Source organism: Streptomyces sp. NPDC058464, from assembly GCF_042721035.1.
GTDB lineage: Bacteria > Actinomycetota > Actinomycetes > Streptomycetales > Streptomycetaceae > Streptomyces.
Map to the genome: position 1 here is coordinate 32,714 of NZ_JBHXMA010000012.1, position 22,807 is coordinate 55,520.

A 22,807-nucleotide genomic window follows, 5' to 3' on the forward strand; every position below is an offset into this window, starting at 1 on the left:
CGTCCCGGCCGGCCGGCGGTCAGTAGGCGGGCAGCGTGCGCGGGCCCAGATCGTCACGGACCGGCGGTGGCGCGAGACGGACGGTGGCCCCCAGGACGCTCACGCCCTGCCGGGCGACCACGACCGGTTCCAGGGTGACCGCGACGACCTCGGGGTGGTCGTCGACCAGCCGGGAGACCCTGAGCAGCAGCTCCTCCAGGGCGGGCGTGTCGACGGGCGCCGAACCGCGCCAGCCGAACAGCAGGGGCGCGGTCCGGATCGAACGCACCAGTGAGGTGGCGTCCCGGTCGGTGACCGGAACCAGCCGGTGCGCCATGTCCCCGAGCAGCTGCGAGGCGGCCCCCGCGAGGCCGAAGGACACCACGGCCCCGGCGGCCGGGTCGATCACGGCCCGTACGACGGTGTCCACGCCCCGGGGCGCCATCCGCTGCACCACCGGCCGCAGCTCCTCGGGCGTCCCGTACAGCTCGCTCAACTCGTCGTACGCCCGGCGCAGTTGCTCCTCGTCGGCCAGGTCGAGCCGCACTCCGCCCAGGTCGGCGCGGTGGCGCAGATGGGGAGCGGTGGCCTTGAGGGCGACGGGGTAGCCGAGGGCGCGGGCGGCTCCGACGGCGGCGTCGGGGGTGGGGGCGGGCAGCGCGCGGTGCACGTCGATGCCGTACCTGCCGAGGAGCCGGCAGGTCTCCTCGACCCCGATGGTGAGCCCCTCCCCGCGTTCGAGCAGCGCGCCGATCAGCCGGGCGGCGCCCCTCTCGTCGATGTCGTCGTACCCGGGCACCTTCCCGGGATCGGCGGCCTCGCGCCGCCACTGCCCGTACTTCACCGCTTCGGCAAGCGCCCGCACGGCCCGCTCGGCGGCGGGGTAGGCGGGGATGAGACGGGAGTAGGGGTGGGAGACCGGAAGCTTCGCGGGTACCGCGGTGGGCAGGCGTTCCGCAGGGCGATGGGGGTCCCCCCGCTCGAGCGAAGCCGAGAGTGGGGGAAGGTGGGCACCGCCACCGGTGCCGGGTGCGGATGTACCCGCCTGAGGTGCGGTACGGCCCGCAGCCGAAAGCGCCTCCGCCAGCCCCCCGAGCTCCACGTGCACCACAAGCACCGGCTTCCCCGGAACCTCCTCGGCCGCCGAGCGCAGTGCCTCCGCCAGCTCCGCGTCCCCGACCGCTCCCTCCCCGATCGTCGGAATCGCCGTCACGACCACCGCGTCGCACGACTCGTCCGCCAGCGCCTGCGCGAGCGCCCGGTGGAAGTCCCCGGCGGTGGCCCGCGTCGTCAGGTCCAGCGGCCGGGCCGGCCGCAGCCCCTCGGCCAGGCACCGGTCGTACGTCAGCAGCCCGAGCGACTCCGAGTTGCCGAGGATCGCCACCCGCGGCCCGGCCGGCAGCGGCTGGCGCGCGAGCAGCAGCCCCGCGTCGACCAGCTCGGTGATGGTGTCGACGCGGATCACCCCGGCCTGCCGCAGCAGCGCGGACACCGTGGCGTGCGGCAGCCGCGTCGCCCGTACCGCGTGCCCCGGCGGCGCCCCCGCGCCCTGCACCACGACCAGCGGCTTCGCCGTCCCCGTCCGCCGGGCGAGGCGCGTGAACTTGCGCGGGTTGCCGATGGACTCCAAGTACATGAGGACGACGTCGGTCTCGGGGTCGTCGTACCAGTACTGGAGGACGTCGTTGCCGGAGACGTCCGCGCGGTTGCCGGAGGAGACGAAGGTGGAGACGCCCGTGGTCCCGGTGACGCCGCCGCCGCGCCGGTGCAGCCGGGACAGCAGGGCGATGCCGATGGCGCCGGACTGGGCGAACAGGCCGATGCGGCCGGGGCGGGGCATCTCGGGGGCGAGGGAGGCGTTCAGCCGGACGTCGTCCGCGGTGTTGATGATCCCGAAGGCGTTGGGGCCGATGATGCGCATGCCGTACGTGCGCGCCCGGCGGACGAGGGCACGCTGGCGCTCACGGCCGTCGGGGCCGCTCTCCGCGTACCCGGCGGCGAGGACGACGAGCCCCTGGACGCCGTGCTCACCGCACTCGGTGACGACCTCGGGCACGTGCTCGGCGGGTACGGCGACCACCGCGAGGTCGACAGGGCCGTCGATGTCCCGCACCGAGCGGTGCGCGGGCACCCCGTCGATCTCCTTGAGGTCGTCCGGGAAGGCCTGGTTCACGGCGTGCAGGCGGCCGGTGAACCCGGCGTCCCGGAGGTTGCCCAGGACGCTGCGGCCGACCCCGCCGGGCGCGCGGCCGACGCCGATCACGGCCACGGAGCCGGGTGCGAGCAGCCGTCGTACCGAGCGGGCCTCCGCGCGCTGCTCGCGGGCGCGCTGCACGGCGAGGGAGCGGTCCGTGGGTTCCAGGTCGAACTCCAGGCGGACGACGCCGTCCTCGAAGCTGCGCTGCTGGGTGTAGCCGGCGTCCGTGAACACCTTGATCATCTTGGAGTTGGCGGGCAGCACCTCGGCCGCGAAGCGGCGGATCCCGCGCTCGCGCGCGACGGCCGCGATGTGCTCGAGGAGGGCGGAGGCGACGCCGCGCCCCTGGTGGGCGTCCTGGACGAGGAAGGCGACCTCGGCCTCGTCGGCGGGTGCCGAGGCGGGCGTCCCGTCGGGGCCAATGCGGTCATAGCGTACGGTTGCGATGAACTCGCCGCCGATGGTGGCCGCGAGTCCCACCCTGTCCACAAAGTCGTGGTGCGTGAAGCGGTGGACGTCCTTGGCGGAGAGCCTGGGGTAGGGCGCGAAGAAGCGGTAGTACTTCGACTCGTCCGACACCTGCTCGTAGAAGCTGACCAGGCGGTCGGCGTCATCAACGGTGATGGGCCGGATGCGCGCGGTACCCCCGTCGCGCAGCACCACGTCAGCCTCCCAGTGGGACGGGTACTCGTGCCGGTCCTGCGGGTCCGCCGGGGTCTGCATGGGCCCCAGAGTACGGCTCGCGTCCGACAACGGCGCGAGGCAGTCTGTGGAGGACGAAAGTCGGGCCGAGGCCGCGGTCCGACGACACACCCGGAGGGGCTCACGTCCCCTCCGGGCATGCTTCACGATGTGGGAAACTGGTCTAGACAACCCTGAACACCGAAGGGCAGCATCACATGGCTGAGCGCCGCGTCAACGTCGGCTGGGCCGAGGGCCTCCACGCCCGCCCCGCTTCCATCTTCGTCCGAGCCGCCACGGCCGCAGGCGTCCCGGTCACGATCGCCAAGGCCGGGGGCAACCCCGTCAACGCGGCCTCCATGCTGGCTGTCCTGGGGCTGGGCGCCCAGGGTGGCGAGGAGATCGTCCTCGCCTCCGAGGCCGAGGGCGCGGACGCCGCCCTCGACCGCCTGGCCAAGCTGGTCGCCGAGGGTCTCGAGGAGCTCCCCGAGACCGTCTGAGCGCCCGGCGCCCGCACGTCCGGGGCCGCGCCACTCCCCCAGGGGGCGGCGCGGCCCCGCCGTTTCCCCCTGAGCCCTGGAGCCCGTACCGCGCCACCCGTCATGTGCCGCAATTCCATGACAGGCGCACATGACTTCACAACAGGGCCGCACACGGCTTTACGACGGCCCCGTCCCGGAGTTTGCCAGGCCCCCGGTGCCCGGCTTTACCGCGGGCACACGAAAGAAGCGCGACGGTGAATTCCCGGCGCGCGTGAATTAGGGCAGCGAAAACAGACCCCGCCGAATAACATCTCTTTGTATACGGTGCGCGTGTTAATGCCGCAGGCCCGACATGTTTACGGGGTGTTGCGAGGTCCTCACACCGTTCGCCCGTTCGGTGGCGCCGGAGAACCGCAGCCGGTGGGAGACCGTCGAGCGCTCGGTGTGCAGCGCCGTGATCGCCCGGGCGCGCTCGGCGTCGCCGCGCGCCACCGCGTCCACGATGGCGCCGTGCTCCGTCCAGGACTCCACCGGGTTCGCGGGCGTCTCCACGCTGTACATCCAGGCGATCTTGTGCCGCAGCTGGGTGAGCGTCGATGTCAGGGCGTGGCTGCCGGAGGCCTGCGCAAGGGTCTCGTGGAACCAGCCGCCCAGGGAGCGCAGGTCCTCGCTGTTCCCCCGCCTGGCCCGCTCCTGCCCCAGCCGCACCAGTCCGCGCAGCACCTTGAGGTGGGCCTCGGTGCGGCGCTGAGCGGCCCGGGAGGCGCCGAGCGGCTCCAGGAGCATGCGCATCTCCAGCAGGTCGGCGGCCTCCTGCTCGGTCGGTTCGGCGACGCACGCGCCCGCGTGCCGGCGCGTCACGACGAAGCCCTCGGCCTCCAGGGTGCGCAGGGCCTCACGGACGGGGACGCGCGAGACCCCGTAGCGGCGGGCCAGGAGTTCCTCGGTGAGCCGGCTGCCACGCTCGTAGACACCCGCGACGATGTCGTCCCGGATCGCCGTGCATACCGAGTGCGCCGGAATACGCATGACCGACCTCCGCCTTAATCCCCGTGAAACGCCTCCGAGTGGCGCCCGTTCCGTGACTCTATTGCAATGAGCCGGAATTTCCGACGGCGGGCCGGAATCCAGGGATATATTTTGGACATCGGGTGCACGAAAACGACGAAAGCCCCGGCACGGGGGCCGGGGCTCCGGAAGATCTCGCGGGTTGTCGTCGCCGGACAGGTGCGGGTGCGTCGTGGCTGGTCGCGCTCACGCGGCGGTAGCCGCACATCGGATACAGCCCCGCGCCCCTTTAAGGGGCGCCAAGCACAGCGCCCCTTCAGGGGCGCGGGGAACTGCGCGAGCACCCCCCACGCACCCGCGCCCGGCGCACGCACCGCAACCCCCGCGTCGGTCTCGGCGCCGGACCCGCGTCCAGCTCCCTCAGACGTTCACGCCGTGCTTGCGGAGGTAGGCGACCGGGTCGACGTCGGAGCCGTAGTCCGGGGTGGTGCGGGCCTCGAAGTGGAGGTGGGGGCCGGTGGTGTTGCCGGTCGAACCGGAGAGGCCGATCTGCTGGCCGGGGGTGACCTTCTGGCCCACCGAGACGCCGATGGAGGAGAGGTGGCCGTACTGGGTGTACATGCCGTCGGCCATCTTGATGACGATCTCGTTGCCGTACGCCCCGCCCCAGCCGGTGGAGACGACCGTGCCGGTGCCGACGGCGTGGACGACCGTGCCGCTGGCGGCGTGGAAGTCGATGCCCGTGTGGGAGCCGGAGGACCACAGGGAGCCGCCGGTCTTGTAGCCGGTGGAGACGTAGGAGTCGCTGATCGGCACGACGAAGGTGTTGAGGCGCTTGCGCTCGGCCGCGCGGGCCGCCCGCACCTTGGCCTCGTGCTCCTTCTTGGCCTCGGCGGCGGCCTCCTTGCGGGCGGCCTCCTCGGCGGCCTTGCGGTCGGCGGCGGCCTGCTGGGCGGCGGCCTGGGCGTCGATCTGCTCGACGACCGAGTCGCTGAGCGTGATGACCGGGGTGAGGCCGGTCTGCTCGACGGAGTTCTCGGCGGCGAGCGCCGGGGCGGCGGAGACGGTGCCGATGACACCGGTGGTGGTGAGGGCCGCGATACCGGCGGCCTGCGCGGTGGTGCGCTTCACCCGGCCGGGACGACGGTGCTTCCCGGAGGCGCACATGAACGCCATGTAGAGGCTGGTCCTTTCCTTCCCTCTCGCCTACCGGGTTAGCTGACGGGTTCGGAGCAGGAAGGTCTCCTACGGGCCCCCTCGCGACACGCGCGGGCGCCCGATTCACCCCAGGGACTGCGTGGGTCCCCGGCTCCCCTGGCTCGCGCCATGCGGGGACTCGGCGATGACTGTCCGGTGCCGCGGATGCGGCGCACTGCCTGACGGACAGCCCGGAAGAACCTACGAGGCCGCTCTCCCCCCGCCCAAACGGAACGCGGTTTTTGTAGCGCATCCCACAGGGCAGACAGGCAACCTCCACCTCAATTCGGACATGCGAGAGCCCTGATGACCCGACGGTCACCAGGGCTCCTCACCCGCGGGCGCCCTACTCCGCGGCGACGACCGTGACTTCGCCGATGCCGAGGGCCTCGACGGGCTCCTTGATCTGCGCCGCGTCCCCGACGAGGACGGTCACCAGGCGGTCCACCGGGAAGGCGTTCACGACCGCCGCGGTGGCCTCCACGGTGCCGGTGGCGGCCAGTTGCCGGTACAGCGTGGCCTGGAAGTCGTCGGGCAGGTACTGCTCGACCTGGTCGGCCAGGGTGCCCGCGACGGCCGCCGCCGTCTCGTACTTGAGCGGCGCCACCCCGACGAGGTTCTGCACGGCCACGTCGCGCTCGGCGTCCGTGAGGCCGCCGGCGGCGAGCGTGCGCAGCACCGTCCACAGGTCCGACAGGGCCGGACCGGTGTTCGGGGTGTCCACGGAGCCGCTGATGGCGAGCATCGAGACACCGGTGCCGTCCGGGGCGGACCGCAGGACCTGCCCGAAGGAGCGGACGCCGTAGGTGTAGCCCTTCTCCTCGCGCAGGACGCGGTCCAGGCGGGAGGTGAGGGTGCCGCCCAGGCAGTAGGTGCCGAGCACCTGGGCGGGCCAGACACGGTCGTGCCGGTCCGAGCCGACCCGGCCGATGAGCAACTGGGTCTGCACGGCGCCCGGGCGGTCCACGATGACGACCCGGCCGGTGTCGTCGGCGGTCACGGACGGGACCGGGCGGGGCTGCCCGGTGGCGGCGCGCCAGGCGCCCAGGGTCTCGCCGAGCAGCTCGTCCAGGTCGATGCCGGTCAGGTCGCCGACGACGACCGCGGTGGCCGTGGCCGGGCGCACGTGCCGGTCGTAGAAGGCGCGGACGGCGGCCGCGTCGATCTTCTCGACGGTGTCCTCGGTGCCCTGGCGCGGGCGGGAGATCCGCGCGGTGGCCGGGAAGAGCTCCTTGTAGAGCTGCTTGGCGGCCCGGCGGCTGGGGTTGGCCAGCTCGTGCGGGATCTCGTCGAGGCGGTTGCGGACCAGCCGCTCGACCTCGCTGTCGGCGAAGGCCGGCGCCCTGAGCGCGTCGGACAGCAGCCCGAGGCCCTTGGCGAGCCGGGAGGCCGGGACCTCCAGGCTGATCCGGACGCCGGGGTGGTCGGCGTGCGCGTCGAGGGTGGCGCCGGCCCGCTCGAGCTCGGCGGCGTACTCCTCGGCGGAGTGCTTGTCGGTGCCCTCGGAGAAGGCGCGCGCCATGATGGTGGCGACGCCGTCCAGGCCGGCCGGTTCGGCGTCCAGGGGCGCGTCCAGGAGCACCTCGACGGCGACGACCTGCTGGCCCGGGCGGTGGCAGCGCAGCACGGTCAGGCCGTTGTCCAGGGTGCCGCGCTCGGGAGCCGGGAAGGCCCAGGGCTTGGCCTCGCCCGGCTGTGGCTGGGGGTGGAAGTCCATGGTGGCGAGCTCGGTCACTTGGCCGTCTCCTCGTTCTCGTTGCCGGCCTCTACGGTGGCTTCCTGCTCCGGGTCCTCGCCGCGCCCCGCCTCCTGGGTGTGCTCGGCGGACTCCGCGGACAGCGGCTCGTAGACGAGCACCGCACGGTTGTCGGGACGCAGCCGGGCCTTGGCCACCTCCTGGACCTCCTCGGCGGTGACCGTCAGGACGCGCTGGACGGCGGTCAGGGCGAGCTGCGGATCGCCGAACAGGACGGCGAAGCGGCACAGTTCGTCCGCGCGGCCCGCGACGGTGCCCAGCCGGTCCAGCCACTCGCGTTCCAACTGGGCCTGGGCGCGCTCCATTTCCTCGGGAGTCGGGCCCTCCTCGGCGAACCGGGCGAGCTCCTCGTCGATGGCGGTCTCGATCACCGGTACCTCGACGTCACCGGAGGTCTTCACGTCGAGCCAGCCCAGGGAGGGCGCCCCGGCCAGCCGCAGCAGGCCGAAGCCGGCGGCGACGGCCGTACGGTCGCGCCGTACCAGGCGGTTGTAGAGGCGGGAGGACTCGCCGCCGCCGAGGACGGTGAGCGCCAGGTCGGCCGCGTCGGACACGCGCGTGCCGTCCTCCGGGAGCCGGTAGGCGGCCATCAGCGCCCGCGCCGGAACCTCCTCCACGACGACCTCGCGCAGCTGTCCGCCCATGATGTCGGGCAGCGAGCCGTCGCGGGGAGTCGGCTTGCCGTCGTGCGCCGGGATGGAACCGAAGTACTTCTCGACCCAGGCGAGGGTCTGCTCCGGGTCGATGTCGCCGACGACCGACAGGACCGCGTTGTTGGGCGCGTAGTAGGTGCGGAAGAACGCCCGCGCGTCCTCCAGGGTGGCCGCGTCCAGGTCCGCCATCGAGCCGATCGGCGTGTGGTGGTAGGGGTGCCCCTCCGGGTAGGCGAGCGCGGTCAGCTTCTCGAACGCCGTGCCGTAGGGCACGTTGTCGTAGCGCTGGCGGCGCTCGTTCTTGACGACGTCCCGCTGGTTCTCCATCGACTCGTCGTCCAGGGCGGCGAGCAGGGAGCCCATCCGGTCGGCCTCCAGCCAGAGGGCGAGCTCCAGCTGGTGGGCGGGCATGGTCTCGAAGTAGTTGGTGCGCTCGAAGCTGGTGGTGCCGTTGAGCGAGCCGCCGGCGCCCTGGACGAGCTCGAAGTGGCCGTTGCCCTTCACCTGGGCGGAGCCCTGGAACATCAGGTGCTCGAAAAGGTGAGCCAGACCGGTACGGCCCTTGACTTCGTGCCGGGAACCGACGTCGTACCAGAGGCAGACCGCCGCGACCGGGGTCAGGTGGTCCTCGGAGAGCACCACGCGCAGACCGTTGGCCAAGCGGTGCTCGGTCGCTGCCAGGCCTCCGGAGCCTGTCTCGGCCGTGGTCGTGTGACCCATGGGCATGTACGTCCCTTCGCTCGCGGAAGCGGTCTCGAACCGCGGTTTTTCTGCCGGTCCTGCCACTGTATGCAAGCGCGCGGGGACCCGGCGAAGTTCCCGCACGACGTACGCCCAGAGCGGATCGCCCGGGCGGATCGCGTAGCCTGCGTCCCACCCGCCCCGTGACGGCTTCCGGCACCGGGGCGGTTCGCGGCGACCGGGCCCTGGCCCGGGTTGTCAGTGCCGCGGTCCACAATGGTCAGCGTCAGATCCGTTCACGCATGAGCAAGGAGCCGGCAGCGATGGCCCGCCGCAGCACGAAGACCCCGCCGCCCGACGACTCGTTCGAGGAGAGAATCCTCGACATCGACGTCGTGGACGAGATGCGCGGCTCCTACCTCGAGTACGCGTACTCGGTCATCTACTCGCGCGCCCTGCCGGACGCCCGCGACGGCCTCAAGCCGGTGCACCGGCGGATCGTCTACCAGATGAACGAGATGGGCGTGCGCCCCGACCGCGCCTACGTGAAGTGCGCGCGCGTGGTCGGCGAGGTGATGGGCAAGCTGCACCCGCACGGCGACGCGTCGATCTACGACGCGCTGGTGCGCATGGCCCAGCCGTTCTCGATGCGCGTCCCGCTGGTCGACGGCCACGGCAACTTCGGTTCGCTGGGCAACGACGACCCGCCGGCCGCCATGCGGTACACCGAGTGCCGGATGGCCGAGGCGACGAGCCTGATGACCGAGTCGATCGACGAGGACACGGTCGACTTCGCGCCCAACTACGACGGCCAGGAGCAGGAGCCGGTGGCGCTGCCGGCCGCGTTCCCGAACCTGCTGGTGAACGGCTCGTCGGGCATCGCCGTCGGCATGGCGACGAACATGCCGCCGCACAACCTCGGCGAGGTGATCTCGGCCGCGCGCCACCTGATCCGCTACCCGAACGCGGACCTGGAGACGCTGATGAAGCACGTCCCGGGTCCCGACCTGCCCACCGGCGGCCGGATCGTCGGCCTGGAGGGCGTCCGGGACGCGTACGAGACGGGCCGCGGCACCTTCAAGATCCGGGCCACGGTGGCGGTGGAGACGGTGACGGCCCGCCGCAAGGGCCTGGTCATCACCGAACTGCCGTTCACGGTCGGCCCCGAGAAGGTCATCGGCAAGATCAAGGACCTGGTCAACGCCAAGAAGCTGCAGGGCATCGCCGACGTCAAGGACCTCACCGACCGCGAGCACGGGCTGCGTCTGGTCGTCGAGATCAAGAACGGTTTCGTGCCCGAGGCAGTGCTGGAGCAGCTCTACAAGCTGACGCCGATGGAGGAGTCCTTCGGCATCAACAACGTGGCGCTGGTGGACGGCCAGCCGCTCACGCTGGGTCTGAAGGAGCTCCTCGAGGTCTACCTGGACCACCGCTTCGAGGTGGTCCGCCGGCGCAGCGAGTTCCGCCGCACCAAGCGCCGCGACCGGCTGCACCTGGTGGAGGGCCTGATCACGGCCCTCGTCGACATCGACGAGGTCATCCGGCTGATCCGCTCCAGCGAGAACAGCGCGGACGCCAAGCAGCGTCTGATGGAGCGCTTCTCGCTGTCGGAGATCCAGACGCAGTACATCCTGGACACCCCGCTCCGCCGTCTCACCAAGTACGACCGCATCGAGCTGGAGGCGGAGAAGGAGAAGCTCACCGCGGAGATCGCCGAGCTGACCCGGATCCTGGAGTCGGACGCGGAGCTGCGCAAGCTGGTCTCGGCCGAACTGGCGGCGGTCGCCAAGAAGTTCGGCACCGAGCGGCGCACGGTCCTGCTGGAGGCGTCCGGCGCCGTGGCGGCCGTGGTGCCGCTCCAGGTGGCCGACGACCCGTGCCGGGTGCTGCTGTCCTCGACGGGCCTGCTGGCGCGCACGACGAACGGCGAGCCGTTCCCGGCGGACACCGACGGCAGGCGCGCCAAGCACGACGTGATCGTCTCCGCGGTCCCCGCGACCGCGCGCGGCGAGGTCGGAGCGGTGACCTCGACGGGCCGCCTGCTGCGCGTCAACGTCGTCGACCTCCCGCAGCTCCCCGACACGGCGACCGCCCCGAACCTCGCGGGCGGCGCGCCGCTCTCCGAGTTCCTCTCCCTGGAGGACGGCGAGTCGGTGGTCTGCCTGACCACGCTGGACGAGTCCTCGCCCGGCCTGGCGTTGGGCACCGAACAGGGCGTCGTGAAGCGCGTGGTGCCCGACTACCCGTCCAACAAGGACGAGTTGGAGGTCATCACCCTCAAGGAGGGCGACCGGATCGTCGGCGCGGTGGAACTGCGCACCGGCGAGGAGGACCTGGTCTTCATCACGGACGACGCGCAGCTGCTGCGCTACCAGGCCTCCCAGGTGCGGCCGCAGGGCCGTCCGGCGGGCGGCATGGCGGGCATCAAGCTCACGGAGGGCGCGAAGGTCATCTCCTTCACCGCGGTCGACCCGGCAGCCGACGCGGTGGTCTTCACGGTGGCCGGCTCGCGCGGCACGCTCGACGACTCGGTCCAGACGACGGCCAAGCTGACCCCGTTCGACCAGTACCCGCGCAAGGGCCGCGCCACCGGCGGCGTGCGCTGCCAGCGGTTCCTGAAGGGCGAGGACTGCCTGTCCTTCGCCTGGGCGGGCCCGATCCCGGCGAAGGCGGCCCAGAAGGACGGCTCCCCGGCAGAGCTCCCGGAGCTCGACCCGCGCCGCGACGGCTCCGGCGTCTCGCTGCCGAAGACGGTGTCGGTGACGGCGGGCCCGGTCTAGTCCGCGTAGTCCCCCTCGGGACCCTCCTCCAGACCCTGTACGTACCGCAGGACGCCCCACATGCCGTGCTCGTCGGCGTGTGGGGCGTCGTTCGTACACGCCTCCAGCTCCTTGCGGAGCGCGGCCGTGTCGATGCCGGAGCCGATCAGCACGAGCTGCGTGAGCCGCTCCTCCTCGCTCCCCCAGGCCTCCGGGTAGAAGCGCAGGAACCGCCCCACGGCATGCACGGCGTACCGGTTGGCCGTGTCGTACGGCCCCAGGTCGACGTACCCCTTGATCCGGTAGAGCCCCTCGGGGCGGCTGTCGAGGAAGGCCATCAACCGCCGGGGGTCCAGGGGCAGCGCGGCGGTGAAGGACAGGCTGTCGTAGGCGGTGTGCAGATGTCCTTCGTGCGCGCCGTCGTGGTGACGGTCGTGCGTGCCGCCGTCGTGCAGGTCGTCGTCGTGCCGGTCGTCGTCGTGACGGTCGTGCAGGTCGTCGAAGGACAGCTGTCCGATGCGCTCCTCACCGGGGCGGCAGTCGAACAGGAACCCGGGGTCGATGCGGCCGTAGGTCGCCGGGACGACGGCGGCCCCCCGGTCGCTGAGCGACCGCACGAGCCCGAGGACGCGCTCGCCGCCCTCCGCGGCCCGGTCGAGTTTGTTGACGACGACTAGGTCGGCCAGGGCTAGGTGCCGGTCGATCTCGGGGTGCTTCGCGCGCGTGCCGTCGAACTCCGCGGCGTCGACGACCTCGACGAGGCCGCCGTAGACGATCCCGGGATGCTCGCTGGCGAGCAGCATCCGGACGAGTTCCTGGGGTTCGGCGAGACCGCTCGCCTCGATGACGACGACGTCGACGCCGGTGCCGGGGCCCGCGAGCCGCTCCAGGTAGACGTCCAGTTCACTGGCGTCGACGGCACAGCACAGGCAACCGTTGCCGAGCGAGACGGTCGAGTCGCCGAGGGCCCCGGCCACGGCCATCGCGTCGATCTCGATGGCCCCGAAGTCGTTGACGATCGCCCCGATCCGGCTGCCTCCGCTGCGGTGCAGCAGGTGGTTGAGGAGCGTGGTCTTCCCGGACCCCAGGAATCCGGCGAGGACGACTACCGGGATCTGCCGGGGGGTGGGGCGGTGCTCCAACGGGGGCCTCTTTCGCACGGGCGGGGGTGGCGGGCCGGTCCAGGATAGGAAACCTCCGGACCGGACACCGCGACCCGTTCCGGCTACGACGCGATGACGGCGTCGGCCGCCCCCGGCTCCGGTCCCACATACCGGGCCACCGGTCGGATGATCTTCGAGTCCGTCGCCTGTTCCAGGATGTTGGCGCTCCAGCCGATCGCGCGGGCCGCCGCGAACGTGGGGGTGAACATCTCGCGGGGCAGGCCGCAGAGTTCCATGACCACGCCCGCGTAGAACTCGACGTTGGTGTGGAGTTCGCGGCCGGGCTTCAGCTCGGCGAGGATCCGCTCGACGTGGCGTTCGACCTCCACGGCGAACTCGACCCGCTCGCCGCCGAAGTCCTGGGCGATCTCGCGGAGCATCCGGGAACGGGGGTCCTCCGTGCGGTAGACCGCGTGCCCGAAGCCCATCACCCGGTCACCGGCGAGGACCCGCGCGCGGATCCACGGGTCGATCCGGTCGGGCGTCGCGATCGCGTCCAGGGTGTCCAGCGCACGGCTCGGCGCACCCCCGTGCAACGGCCCGGACAGGGCGCCGACGGCACCCACGAGGCAGGCCGCGACATCCGCGCCCGTCGACGCGATGACGCGTGCGGTGAACGTCGATGCATTGAATCCATGATCAATGGTGGAGATCAGGTATTGCTCGACCGCACGCGCCTGCCGGGGTTCCGGTTCCACGCCCGTCAACATGTAGAGGTAGTTGGCCGCGTACGACAGGTCCTCGCGCGGTTCCACCGGGTCGAGCCCCTGCCCCAGCCGGTACAGCGCCGTGAGCAGGGTCGGTACGGCCGCGCAGGCGGCGACCGTGTCGGCGCGGCGCCGGTCCGCGTCGATGTCGTACACCGGCCGGAACCCCTGGGCCGCGCCGAGCAGCGAGAGGGCGGTGCGCAGGCCGGCCAGCGGGCCGGACGTGCCGCTCGCCGCGGCCACCGCGGGCAGGGCCGCCCGGACCTCGGCGGGCAGGCGCCGGAGCGCGGCGGTCTCGGCGGCGAAGGCGGCCGCGCGCTCAGGGTCCGGCAGTTCGCCGTGGATCAGGAGGTGCCAGACGTCCTCGAAGCCACGGGTGCGGGCGAGTTCGACCGCCGAGTACTGGCGGTAGTGGTAGAAGCCCTCGCTGCCCCGGACGTCGCCGACCTCGGTGTCCGTGACGACGACGCCGGCGAGCCCGCGCGGCACCTCGACAAGGGCCGACGCACTCCTGTTGACGGTCATGACCTGCCTCCGCTTTCCTCCTTGAACTTGATTCGACTGTCCATCATTGACGATACGGCTGTCAATATTGATTGAATCAATCTATCACCCCGTCAGCTCCGCGAACACGATGAACGCCGGTTGCGGGACACGCGTCTCCGTCAGCGGGGACAGCGACCCGTCGTCTCCGTCGACCGCGTACGAGCGCACCAGGTCGGCCGGTCGGTCGGCCACGAGCAGGAACGTGCCCGACGGATCGAAGGTGAAGCTGCGGGCCGCGACGCCCGGGTGGAGGGAGCGGGCGATGCGGACGTCTCCCGCGCGGGTGAGCGTGCCGTCGTCGGCGACCCGGAACCAGGCGACGGAGTCCTCCCCGCGGTTGTTGACGTAGACGAACCTGCCGTTCGGGTGGACCCGTACCTCGGCCGGCTCGTTCGGGCCCCGGTGGTCCGGCGCGACGGTCGGAATCCGGTCCAGCGGGCGTAGCCGGCCCGACTCCCGGTCGAACGCGAACGACGCCAGGGCGGACGAGAACTCGCAGGTGACGTAGGCCCGGTCGGAGAGGGGGTCGAAGGCGATGTGCCGGGGGCCGGTCTCCGGCGGGCACGTGTACGTGTGCACGAGGTCGAGCGTGTCGCCGAGCGCGTGGACCAGGATGCGGTCGGTGCCCTTGTCCGCCACCAGCACGTACCGGCCCGAGGGGTCGATGACCGCGCAGTGCGCGTGAGCGCTCGACTGGGCGTGTCCGCCGGCCTGCGGCGAGGAGTTCGGGTCCGGGCCGTGGCCGGGCAGCACCCGTACGTCCCGGAGCTCGCCGATCCGGCCGTCCGGTTCCAGGCCGTAGAGCAGCACGGTCGAGTCGTCGTAGAGATATCCCACGGTCCAGGTGCCGTCGTCCGCGCGGAAGACGTGTTCGACGTGGTCGAAGTCTCCGTGGTTGGCGGTCACGAGGACGCCCCGGTGCTCGTCGAGTGCGAGGTAGGTGGGCCGGGGGCCGGGCGCGGGGCGGGAGTTGAGCCAGGTGAGGCGGCCGTCCCGGGCGGACACGGACAGGGCGTGCACGCTGGCGGGCGGCTCGACCGGGCCACGGCCGTCGTTCTTGCGTTCGTCGACCGCGTACAGCGTCCGGGTCGACGGGGAGTACGCGAGGTAGCCGGCTTCCCGGGGTTCGGCGACCCTGCTCAGCGGCGTGAGCTTTCCGCCGTCCGGGCTCACGGCGAGCACGGTGATGCCGCCCGCGCCGGCGTCGGAGGAGCTGCCGTAGCCGCCGACGCAGGCGACGAGGCGAGGTGTCGGTTCCGTGGTACTCATGCGGCCAGCAGCCTCCGCAACATCTCCTGGTGGCGGCGGACCTGGTCCACCTCGTCCATCAGGTCTTCCCGGCCCCGGTCCTGGGAGTAACGCTGTCCCTCGTACTCGGAGTTGACGTAGCCGTCGAAGCCGCCGGCTTTCAGGGCGCCGATCGCGGCGTCGTAGTCGATGGCGATGTCCTGGTACTGGCCGGGGCGGCCGGGGATCTCGGACATGTTGTTGAACTTGCCGTGCACATGGATGACATGGGGGGCGATCTGACGGAGCGTCTCGGCGGAGGTCCGGGAGAGCATCAGCGCCTCGGCCACGGTCCGGTAGTCGATGTCCCCGGGGTCCTGCACGCGGTCCTGGGCATACCGTGCGACCCCGTCGAACACCTCCCGGAACTCCGGCTCGCACTCCCCCGTGGTCAGGAACCGGTTGAAGTCGGAGCGCAGGTTGCCGGCGGTGTGGCGGTGGACCGCCGTCAGGTCGAAGGGGGCCTCGCCCCGGTGGATGTCCAGGGCGAGGTCGACCGACGCCTGGGAGGCCGTGGGCCGGGCACCTCGGCGTTCCAGCCACGCCAGCAGGACCTCCGAGGGACGGAACTGGAAGATCCCCAGGTCGGGCACGATGCCGAGGTGCCTGGTACCGGTGCGTTCGACGATGTCGAGGATGTCGCCGACCTCGGGGCCCTCCAGCCTCATGGGCTGGTGGATCTCCTTGCCGAGCCGGATGTCGAGCTGTTCGGCGAGCGGCAGGGCCGAGACGAGGATCTCGACGGGGACGACGGACAGCACCCGCACGTTGGCGAAGCCGAGGGACTTGGCGAGCCGGATGTCGTGGCGCAGCCGGTCGGCGCACTCCTCGTAGGTCATGACGTGGTCGCGGAACTGCAGGACGTCCATGCCGACGTCCATGGCGACGGGCCTGGTGCCGTAGGTCTCCATCCACCCGAACCACGCGCGCCGGAAGTCCTCGCCCGGGTCCGGGTAGCGCAGGGACATCTCGTCGACGAGCTCGATGCCGTCGGCGCCGCCGAGGTTCCGGCCGACCTCGCGGATCTGGTCCTCGAGAGTGAGTTCCTTGAAGAACTGGGACTGCTGATAGCTGTAGAGGGACACCCCGCGCTGGATGGTCATCGGGTCTTCTCCAGCTCGGTCGGCTCGGTCGGCTCGGTCAGGGTGAGGGCGTAGGCGACGATGTCCGGGGCCTTGTCGGAGCCCGCTCCGGAACCCGGCTTCGGCGGGTGCTTCACCCATTCCTCGTCGGTGGGCAGGTAGCCGTAGGCGGCCAGGACGGACTGCTGGAAGCGGACCCGGTGCTCGCCGGGGGCGAGTCCGCCGGGGGCGGCGACGTGCAGGATCGCCTCGTCGTCGTAGTCCCAGTGTTCGTGGACGGCGGTGCGGATCTCGTCGAAGGTCCGGGGCGGCCGGGCGTTGATCTCGAAGGTCTGGGCGGTCGTGGGGTACTCGGTCCCGTCGACCTCGACGTAGTAGCCGTTGTGGAGGGAGAGGTAGCAGCCGCGGTAGTTCGCGTGGCGGACGGCGAGCGTGAAGCCCACCGTCCGGCCGTCGCGGACCTCGTTGCGCAGGCTGTCGGGGCGGATCAAGAAGTTCTCGAACATTCCTTGCACCAGGTGGGATCGCGGGGTGGTCAGAGGCCGGTGATCGCAGACGGCTCGGTCAGCGGTGGCCGTGGCTGTGGCGGTGGAGCGATCCGTCCGCGTGCTCGCGGGCGATGTACTCGCAGGCGCGTGCGGTGAGGGCCATGATCGTCAGCGTCGGGCCGACCCCCCCGTTCGACACGTAGCAACTGGCGTCCGTGGCGAAGAGGTTGGGGACGTCCCAGGCCTGGTTGTGTGCGTTGAGGACGGACTTGGCCGGGTCGTCGCCCATCCGGGCGCCGCCGCACTCGTGGATCGCGGCGCCCATCGCGAGGCTCCGCCTGATCCCGAGCCGGAAGATCGCCCGGCTGACCGGGTCGGCGTCGGGCCAGATCTTCTTCGAGTCCAGGCCGAGTGCGGAGGCCGCGAAGTTGACCCGGTAGCCGCTCGCCTCGGCCATCTCGCGCAGGCCCCGGACCTGGGCGCGCATGAGGGCCCGCTCGTTGTCCGTGATCGCGAGATGGATCCGTGGGATGGGGATGCCCCAGGCGTCGGTGCGGCGCGCGTGCAGCGTGATGCGGTTGTCGTAGTAGGGCAGCATCTCGCCGAACCCCATCAGGCCGACGACACCGCCGGCGCCCTCCGGGACGGGCATCCGGCCTATCGTGCCCTGCACCGACCAGCCGCGGGCGAACGCGGGGTTGGCGGTCTTCGCGTCGACGTTGTCGAAGTGCGGGATGTAGACGCCGCCGATCGGCGGGTAGTACGGGTCCGGCGGAGCGGGGTCCTCCGGCGCCTCGGCCCCGGGGTGGTGCGGATCGTCGCCGAACAGCAGGCTGGGGGTCTGGTCCATGAAGTAGCGGCCCAGCAGACCGGAGGAGTTGGCCAGACCGGTCGGGTGCGCGGTGCCGCCGGAGTTGAGCAGCAGCCGGACCGTCTCGATGGCCGACGCGCACATCACCACGACGTCCGCGCGGACGCGGTGCTCGGTCCTGGTGTTCCGGTCGATGAAGACCGCACCGTCCGCGAGGCCCGTCTTCGAATTGATCGTGATCTTGTGCACGATCGCGTCCGTGCGCGTGGTCAGCCGTCCCGTCGCGCGGGCCGCGACGATCCCTAGCGGGACCCGGTGCAGGTTGGGGGCCGCGTAGCGCCACGGTACGACGTGGCGGTTCGCCCAGCGGCCCTCGACCGTGGCCTTGAACTCCTTCTCCGCCGTGGTCAGCGGAGACGGCCCGCGGTAGCTGCCGTCCGGGAGGTTGGGCAGCCCGTCGGCGGTGCCGTAGAGGCCCGTGAACTCCTCGACCCGGTCGTAGTACGGGGCGAGGTCCGCGTAGGAGAAGGGCCAGTCCTCGCCGTGCCCGTCGCGTGACGCGGCCTTGAACTCGTGGTCGGAGGAGCGCAGCAGCACGCGTCCGTAGGCGTGCAGGCGGCCGCCGAGCTGACGGCCCCGGATCCAGAGGAACTCGCTGTCCGAGGCGTACGGGTGCTGCCAGTCGTTGACGAGGAACGGGCTGGTCTGGTCCTTGAACATGGCCCGGCGGGCCTGGATGTACTGCCCCCGCAGGCCGGAGCGGAGACGGCCGCCGAGGCCGATGCTCATCGCCTTGGGCGCGGACGGGGGCGCCGGGGTGAAGTCGGCCTCGCCGATGTCGCGGCCGGCCTCCAGGAGGAGCACCTCCAGGCCCCGCTCGGTCAGCTCCTTGACGGCGATGCTGCCGGCCGCGCCGGAGCCGACGACCAGGGCGTCGTAGCGCTTGTCGAGGGAGGTCATGCCCGGCACCCGCCTTCGGCTGTCACGTCGTGGATGTCATGTGTCCTGTGCACAGTGCTTCAGCTCTCTCTGCTGCGAGATCGCGGTCCGCCCGCCGGGCGGCTCCGCATGGACGGCGACGGCGGTGGTCGCCGTCGGGCCGCGGACCTCGCGCAGGCCGAGCCGTCTGCTGCGTTCCCAGGCGCCGAGGGCGGGCGCCGGGACCGGACGGGGTCCCGTGCGCGGCGGCTTGCGGTCCGAGGCGTCGACTGGCTGCCGCATGGTCTCCACCTGTTTCCTCTCCGCTCGCTGGTCTGTTCCCGTCCGGTCCGGCATGACTTCCCTCACGCCGGAAGGGGTGCGGCCTCCTGGTCGCGGGTCTGGCGGAACAGCACGCCCCAGAGCAGGGCCGCGAGCGCCGCCGTGGCGATGGGCAGGGACCAGACGGCCGTCCAGTCGCCCGGGGTGCCGTGCGCGCCCACGGTCGCGTTGTAGATCTCGCCGGAGACGAACGAGCCGATGAAGGCTCCGATGCCGGAGACGACGAGGATGAGCATCCCCTGGGCCTGGGCGGCGAGTTCGACCGGCGCGACCTGGCCGATGTACATGGCGGCGAGGACGAGGAAGAAGTCGTTGCAGATGCCCTGGAGCACGATCGCCGTGATCGCGAGCCAGTTGCCGCTGTTCGCCGCCTCGATGAAGAGGACGAACCGCAACCCCCACATGCACATGCCGGCGAAGATGGCCCACTTCATCCCGAAGCGCTTGAGCATGAACGGGATGGTGACGATGAAGGCGACCTCGGAGGCCTGTCCGAGGGCGAGCACACCGGCGACGTTGCCGATCCCGAGGGCTCCGAGGTAGGTGGACGCGTAGGTGTTGTAGACGCCGAGCGAGACGGAGGTGAGTACGGCGCAGCCCATCAGTACGGCGAAGTTGCGGTGCCGCAGCAGCCGGAACGCCTTGGCTCCCACCAGGTCGCCGAGGTCGAAGCGCACGCCCCGCGCGGGCGGCGGGGTGGCCGGCAGCGTGAAGGCGTAGAGGCCCAGGGCGAAGCTCGCGACGGCCGTCACGTAGAAGACGCCGACCGAGGCCGACAGGCCGAGCCAGCCCACGGCGAACCCGGCCACCACCCAGCCCACCGTGCCGAAGACCCGGATGTAGGGGAAGTGCCGCTTGTCCGAGCCGAGGTGCCGGAACGCGATCGCGTTCGCCAGGCCGAGGGTGGGCTGGAAGAACAGCATGTAGACGAAGATCAGGGTGAGGGCGAGGGTGCCGCTGCCGGCGCGTACGACGGCCGGCAGCGTCAGCATCACGGCGCCGCCCGCCAGATGCGCCGCGCCGAGCCCCTTCTGCGAGGGGAGGAAACGGTCGCCGATGGCGCCGAGCAGCATCGGGGAGACGATCGCGGCGACCGCCGCCAGGGTGTAGGCCGTGCCGATGACGGAGGCCAGGCCGTTGGTGGCGAGGACCAGGCCGAAGGTGGCGAACCAGGAGCCGAAGACCACGAATTCGAGCAGCATCATCACGACGAGCTGTACGAATGTCTTCCTGGTGCCGCCGTGCGACTCTTCGGCCGCCGCCGGGGAGGGTGCGGCCGACTGTGACGCCTCATCAAAGCTCGTCGGGTGACTCATCATTGAGATCCTTTTGACAACCATTCGAGTTCTGAACGTTTTCCCACCGGTGAGGAGGGTCGACGCAGTCGACTTCCAGGTGGTTTTCAGCGATCAGTGCCCGCAAGGGGGATGTTGTCGCGCCGCAGGGGCCTGCCGCCCCGCGCGCCGAGCGCGTCTCGCGCTTACCAATAAGCGTCCTGCTTGGTGCGCGGCGGAGCCTGTTGCACTCCGCGACGCCCTAGCTCCCGGTTATCGTATGATTTCCGCAGTGTTTGTCAACGATTTCAGTCGCGATTATTCATACCTCGAATGATTCGCGGCTGACGAGCGGCTTTCGAGGGCTTCGCCCAGGCGGGAAGCGTGCTGACACCCTGTCCGGTCTCCGCGAGCACGGCGGCGACTCCGCCGAACAGGGTCGCGTCGTCGCCGAGCCGGGCCGGGCAGACCCGGATCGACGGGGACACGGCACGAAGGCTGTGCATCTCCACCGACGACTGAATGCCGTCGAACACCAGGGCGCCCGCCTCGCTCAGTGTCCCGCCGACGGCGATCACGCTGGGCGCCATGAGCTTGGCGGTGCTGGCGAAGGCCCGGCCCAGATGACGTCCGGCCTCGTACAGCACCCTGCGGCAGGCGGGGTCGCCGCGGCGCGCGCCGTCGACGACCTCCCGCAGGCTGCCGCGGGAGCTCCCGGACGCTTCGAGCGCGAGCAGGATCGACCGCTCGGACACGAACGTGGTGAGGCAGCCACGGCTGCCGCAGAAGCAGACCGGGCCGCCGGGTTCCAGGACGATGTGGCCGATCTCGCCGGCCAGGCCGTCGCCGCCGCGGTAGATCCGGCCGTCGATGACGAGCCCGCCGCCGACCCCCGCGGCACACATGACGTAGAGAAAGTCCGCGGCGCCCTGGCCCGCTCCCCAGGTCCACTCGGCCAGGGCGGCGAGGTTGGCGTCGTTCTCCGCGATCACGGGCATGCCGAGGTCGTCCTCCAGGGTCTTGGCGACCGGGAGGTCCGTCCACTCGGGGAACTGCAGCCGCGCCCAGGACGCGACGGTGCCGGTGGCGCGGGCGAGGGGCGCCTGCATGCCGACGGCGACGCCCGCGAAGTCCCGCGGGCCGAGGCCGGCCTCGGCGGTCAGGGAGCGCACCAGGTCGACCACGAGCGCGGGGCTGCCGCCCTCCCCCGGCAACGGCACGGAGGCGTCGAGGCGGACCCGGCCGCCGAAGTCGAAGAGCGCGGCACGCATCGCGTCGGCGTTCACCTGCACGGCGACGACGGCGGCGTGACTGGCGACCAGGGCGACGAGCGACTCCCGGCCGTTGACCGGCCGCACCTCTGCCACGCCGTCCGCGCGCAGCGTCTTGACGATGGCGTTCACCGTCGCCGGCGACAGCTCGGTCCGGCGGGCCAGGGCCGCCTGCGAGGAGGGGCCGTCCAGGCGCAGGGCGTCGAGCACTCGCCGGACGTTTCCCTGCCGGACGCCGGACGCCGACCTGGCCGGCCTGGCCGACTTGGCCGACTTGCCCGACCTGGCGTCGCCGCCACCGTGCGATGCGCTGCCGTGCGGTGTGCCGCTGTCATCCTCGCCGTGAGCCACGGGACGACGATACGACCCGCCGGTCGCACCCCGCACCGGGCGGCCGTGGCCGGCGCCGGGCGGGGGGCGACCGGGTGGGGTCACTGGTTGCTGAACGCCGAGTCGAAGGCCGCCTTCGGCAGCGGCCACAGAGCGGAGCGGATCCGGCCCACGGCCTCCGCCGCGCCGTGCAGCCGGTCCATGCCCGCGTCCTCCCACTCCACGGAGATGGGGCCGTCGTAGCCGATGGCGGCCAGGGCGCGGAAGGCGTCCTCCCAGGGCATGTCGCCGTGGCCGACGGAGACGAAGTCCCAGCGCCGGCGCGGGTCGCCCCAGGGCAGGTGCGAGCCGAGGATCCCGGCGCGCCCGTACGGCGGCCGGACCCGGGTGTCCTTGCAGTCCACGTGGTAGATGCGGTCGGCGAAGTCCGTGATGAAGCCGACGGGGTCGACGCCCTGCCAGATCATGTGCGAGGGGTCCCAGTTGAAGCCGAAGGCCGGGCGGCGGCCGATCGCCTCGAGGGTGCGCTCGCTCGTCCAGTAGTCGTAGGCGATCTCGGACGGGTGGACCTCGTGGGCGAAGCGCACGCCCTCGGCGTCGAAGACGTCGAGGATCGGGTTCCAGCGGCGTGCGAAGTCCTCGTACCCCTCGTCGATCACCGCCTGGGAGACCGGCGGGAACATCGCCACGTACTTCCAGATCTTCGAGCCGGTGAACCCGACGACGGTGTCGGCGCCGAGCCTGCGGGCGACCCTGGCGGCGCGCTTCATGTCCTCGGCCGCGCGCTGCCGGACACCCTCCGGGTCGCCGTCGCCCCAGATCTCCGGGCGCAGGATCGCCTGGTGCCGGAAGTCGATCGGGTCGTCGCACACGGCCTGTCCGCCGAGGTGGTGCGAGATCGCCCAGACCTTCAGCCCGTACCGCTCCAGGACGGCCTGGCGCTGCGGAAGGTAGTCGGGGTCGGCCTCGGCGCGGGCCAGGTCCAGGTGGTCGCCGGAGGCCGCGATCTCCAGTCCGTCGTACCCCCACTCGCCCGCCAGCCGCGCCACCTCCTCGAACGGCAGATCCGCCCACTGACCGGTGAAGAGGGTGACCGGCTGCCGGGCCGGTTCCCGGCTCTGTGCCTGGCTCTGGTTCATGTGCGGCCTCCTTGGCGTTTCCGACACTTTAGCTTACGGTGAGCAAAAGTCGACGT

General features: G+C 71.6%; 17 protein-coding genes and 1 riboswitch. Of the genes, 2 read left to right on the forward strand and 15 right to left on the reverse strand.

The features are described 5' to 3' along the window. Positions 1-19: 19 nt before the first annotated feature. A complete protein-coding gene (locus ACFWPQ_RS17895) occupies positions 20-2,899 on the reverse strand; it encodes a GNAT family N-acetyltransferase (RefSeq protein ID WP_384035020.1) in 2,880 nt (959 codons plus the stop codon). Between the two features lie 176 nt (positions 2,900-3,075). On the opposite strand from ACFWPQ_RS17895, the gene ACFWPQ_RS17900 reads away from it, so the two are divergent. Next, on the forward strand, positions 3,076-3,357 hold the full coding sequence (locus ACFWPQ_RS17900; protein WP_073492738.1) for an HPr family phosphocarrier protein: 282 nt from the start codon (positions 3,076-3,078) through the stop codon (positions 3,355-3,357). A gap of 315 nt (positions 3,358-3,672) precedes the next feature. Here ACFWPQ_RS17900 and ACFWPQ_RS17905 read toward each other — a convergent pair whose 3' ends face one another. The 4 genes from ACFWPQ_RS17905 to ACFWPQ_RS17920 all read right to left on the reverse strand — a co-directional run bounded on the left by ACFWPQ_RS17905 (position 3,673) and on the right by ACFWPQ_RS17920 (position 8,679). Then, positions 3,673-4,368, reverse strand: a complete 696-nt coding sequence (locus ACFWPQ_RS17905) for a GntR family transcriptional regulator (RefSeq protein ID WP_361303768.1) — start codon at positions 4,366-4,368, stop codon at positions 3,673-3,675. 399 nt (positions 4,369-4,767) lie between these two features. Continuing rightward, a complete protein-coding gene (locus tag ACFWPQ_RS17910) occupies positions 4,768-5,523 on the reverse strand; it encodes a M23 family metallopeptidase (protein ID WP_384035025.1) in 756 nt (251 codons plus the stop codon). 12 nt (positions 5,524-5,535) lie between these two features. Continuing rightward, positions 5,536-5,699, reverse strand: a riboswitch (cyclic di-AMP (ydaO/yuaA leader). Between the two features lie 191 nt (positions 5,700-5,890). Continuing rightward, positions 5,891-7,279: a M16 family metallopeptidase gene (locus ACFWPQ_RS17915; protein WP_384035027.1), complete on the reverse strand. Its 1,389-nt coding sequence runs from the start codon at positions 7,277-7,279 to the stop codon at positions 5,891-5,893. Next, positions 7,276-8,679, reverse strand: coding sequence for a M16 family metallopeptidase (locus ACFWPQ_RS17920; RefSeq protein WP_384035030.1), 1,404 nt, complete (start codon positions 8,677-8,679; stop codon positions 7,276-7,278). Before ACFWPQ_RS17920 ends, ACFWPQ_RS17915 begins: the two co-directional genes overlap by 4 nt. A gap of 278 nt (positions 8,680-8,957) precedes the next feature. On the opposite strand from ACFWPQ_RS17920, the gene ACFWPQ_RS17925 reads away from it, so the two are divergent. Then, positions 8,958-11,414, forward strand: a complete 2,457-nt coding sequence (locus ACFWPQ_RS17925; protein WP_384035395.1) for a DNA topoisomerase (ATP-hydrolyzing) subunit A — start codon at positions 8,958-8,960, stop codon at positions 11,412-11,414. Here the strand turns inward: ACFWPQ_RS17925 and ACFWPQ_RS17930 are convergent. From ACFWPQ_RS17930 to ACFWPQ_RS17975, 10 genes are all read right to left on the reverse strand, one after another. Beyond that, positions 11,411-12,535 carry a CobW family GTP-binding protein gene (locus tag ACFWPQ_RS17930; protein WP_384035032.1) on the reverse strand — a complete coding sequence of 375 codons (1,125 nt, stop codon included), beginning with the start codon at positions 12,533-12,535 and terminating at the stop codon, positions 11,411-11,413. The two genes, ACFWPQ_RS17925 and ACFWPQ_RS17930, sit on opposite strands and share 4 nt — an antisense overlap. A gap of 83 nt (positions 12,536-12,618) precedes the next feature. After that, positions 12,619-13,788, reverse strand: coding sequence for a citrate synthase (locus ACFWPQ_RS17935; RefSeq protein ID WP_384035035.1), 1,170 nt, complete (start codon positions 13,786-13,788; stop codon positions 12,619-12,621). Positions 13,789-13,872: 84 nt separating this feature from the next. Continuing rightward, a complete protein-coding gene (locus ACFWPQ_RS17940; RefSeq protein WP_384035037.1) occupies positions 13,873-15,078 on the reverse strand; it encodes a lactonase family protein in 1,206 nt (401 codons plus the stop codon). Then, positions 15,075-16,199 (reverse strand): sugar phosphate isomerase/epimerase family protein, encoded by a 1,125-nt coding sequence (locus ACFWPQ_RS17945; RefSeq protein WP_384035040.1) that lies wholly within the window; start codon positions 16,197-16,199, stop codon positions 15,075-15,077. The genes ACFWPQ_RS17940 and ACFWPQ_RS17945 overlap by 4 nt, the downstream gene beginning before the upstream one ends. After that, positions 16,196-16,684 (reverse strand): DUF6379 domain-containing protein, encoded by a 489-nt coding sequence (locus ACFWPQ_RS17950; RefSeq protein WP_384035043.1) that lies wholly within the window; start codon positions 16,682-16,684, stop codon positions 16,196-16,198. The genes ACFWPQ_RS17945 and ACFWPQ_RS17950 overlap by 4 nt, the downstream gene beginning before the upstream one ends. 58 nt (positions 16,685-16,742) lie before the next feature. Then, positions 16,743-18,437 (reverse strand): GMC oxidoreductase, encoded by a 1,695-nt coding sequence (locus ACFWPQ_RS17955; protein WP_384035046.1) that lies wholly within the window; start codon positions 18,435-18,437, stop codon positions 16,743-16,745. Between the two features lie 36 nt (positions 18,438-18,473). Next, entirely contained in the window at positions 18,474-18,698 is a 225-nt protein-coding gene (locus ACFWPQ_RS17960) for a hypothetical protein (protein ID WP_384035049.1), read from the reverse strand. 62 nt (positions 18,699-18,760) lie between these two features. Next, entirely contained in the window at positions 18,761-20,053 is a 1,293-nt protein-coding gene (locus ACFWPQ_RS17965; RefSeq protein WP_384035052.1) for an MFS transporter, read from the reverse strand. A gap of 266 nt (positions 20,054-20,319) precedes the next feature. Further along, a complete protein-coding gene (locus tag ACFWPQ_RS17970; RefSeq protein ID WP_384035054.1) occupies positions 20,320-21,633 on the reverse strand; it encodes an ROK family transcriptional regulator in 1,314 nt (437 codons plus the stop codon). An 80-nt stretch (positions 21,634-21,713) separates the two neighbouring features. After that, positions 21,714-22,751 (reverse strand): sugar phosphate isomerase/epimerase family protein, encoded by a 1,038-nt coding sequence (locus ACFWPQ_RS17975; RefSeq protein WP_361303729.1) that lies wholly within the window; start codon positions 22,749-22,751, stop codon positions 21,714-21,716. Positions 22,752-22,807 lie beyond the last annotated feature (56 nt).

Excerpts from the sequence above, each read along its gene's own strand:
- ACFWPQ_RS17895 (WP_384035020.1), bottom strand. The coding sequence starts at position 2,899 with ATGCAGACCCCGGCGGACCCGCAGGACCGGCACGAGTACCCGTCCCAC.
- ACFWPQ_RS17900 (WP_073492738.1), top strand. The coding sequence starts at position 3,076 with ATGGCTGAGCGCCGCGTCAACGTCGGCTGGGCCGAGGGCCTCCACGCC.
- ACFWPQ_RS17905 (WP_361303768.1), bottom strand. The coding sequence starts at position 4,368 with ATGCGTATTCCGGCGCACTCGGTATGCACGGCGATCCGGGACGACATC.
- ACFWPQ_RS17910 (WP_384035025.1), bottom strand. The coding sequence starts at position 5,523 with ATGGCGTTCATGTGCGCCTCCGGGAAGCACCGTCGTCCCGGCCGGGTG.
- ACFWPQ_RS17920 (WP_384035030.1), bottom strand. The coding sequence starts at position 8,679 with ATGCCCATGGGTCACACGACCACGGCCGAGACAGGCTCCGGAGGCCTG.
- ACFWPQ_RS17925 (WP_384035395.1), top strand. The coding sequence starts at position 8,958 with ATGGCCCGCCGCAGCACGAAGACCCCGCCGCCCGACGACTCGTTCGAG.
- ACFWPQ_RS17935 (WP_384035035.1), bottom strand. The coding sequence starts at position 13,788 with ATGACCGTCAACAGGAGTGCGTCGGCCCTTGTCGAGGTGCCGCGCGGG.
- ACFWPQ_RS17940 (WP_384035037.1), bottom strand. The coding sequence starts at position 15,078 with ATGAGTACCACGGAACCGACACCTCGCCTCGTCGCCTGCGTCGGCGGC.
- ACFWPQ_RS17945 (WP_384035040.1), bottom strand. The coding sequence starts at position 16,199 with ATGACCATCCAGCGCGGGGTGTCCCTCTACAGCTATCAGCAGTCCCAG.
- ACFWPQ_RS17950 (WP_384035043.1), bottom strand. The coding sequence starts at position 16,684 with ATGTTCGAGAACTTCTTGATCCGCCCCGACAGCCTGCGCAACGAGGTC.
- ACFWPQ_RS17955 (WP_384035046.1), bottom strand. The coding sequence starts at position 18,437 with ATGACCTCCCTCGACAAGCGCTACGACGCCCTGGTCGTCGGCTCCGGC.
- ACFWPQ_RS17960 (WP_384035049.1), bottom strand. The coding sequence starts at position 18,698 with ATGCGGCAGCCAGTCGACGCCTCGGACCGCAAGCCGCCGCGCACGGGA.
- ACFWPQ_RS17965 (WP_384035052.1), bottom strand. The coding sequence starts at position 20,053 with ATGAGTCACCCGACGAGCTTTGATGAGGCGTCACAGTCGGCCGCACCC.
- ACFWPQ_RS17975 (WP_361303729.1), bottom strand. The coding sequence starts at position 22,751 with ATGAACCAGAGCCAGGCACAGAGCCGGGAACCGGCCCGGCAGCCGGTC.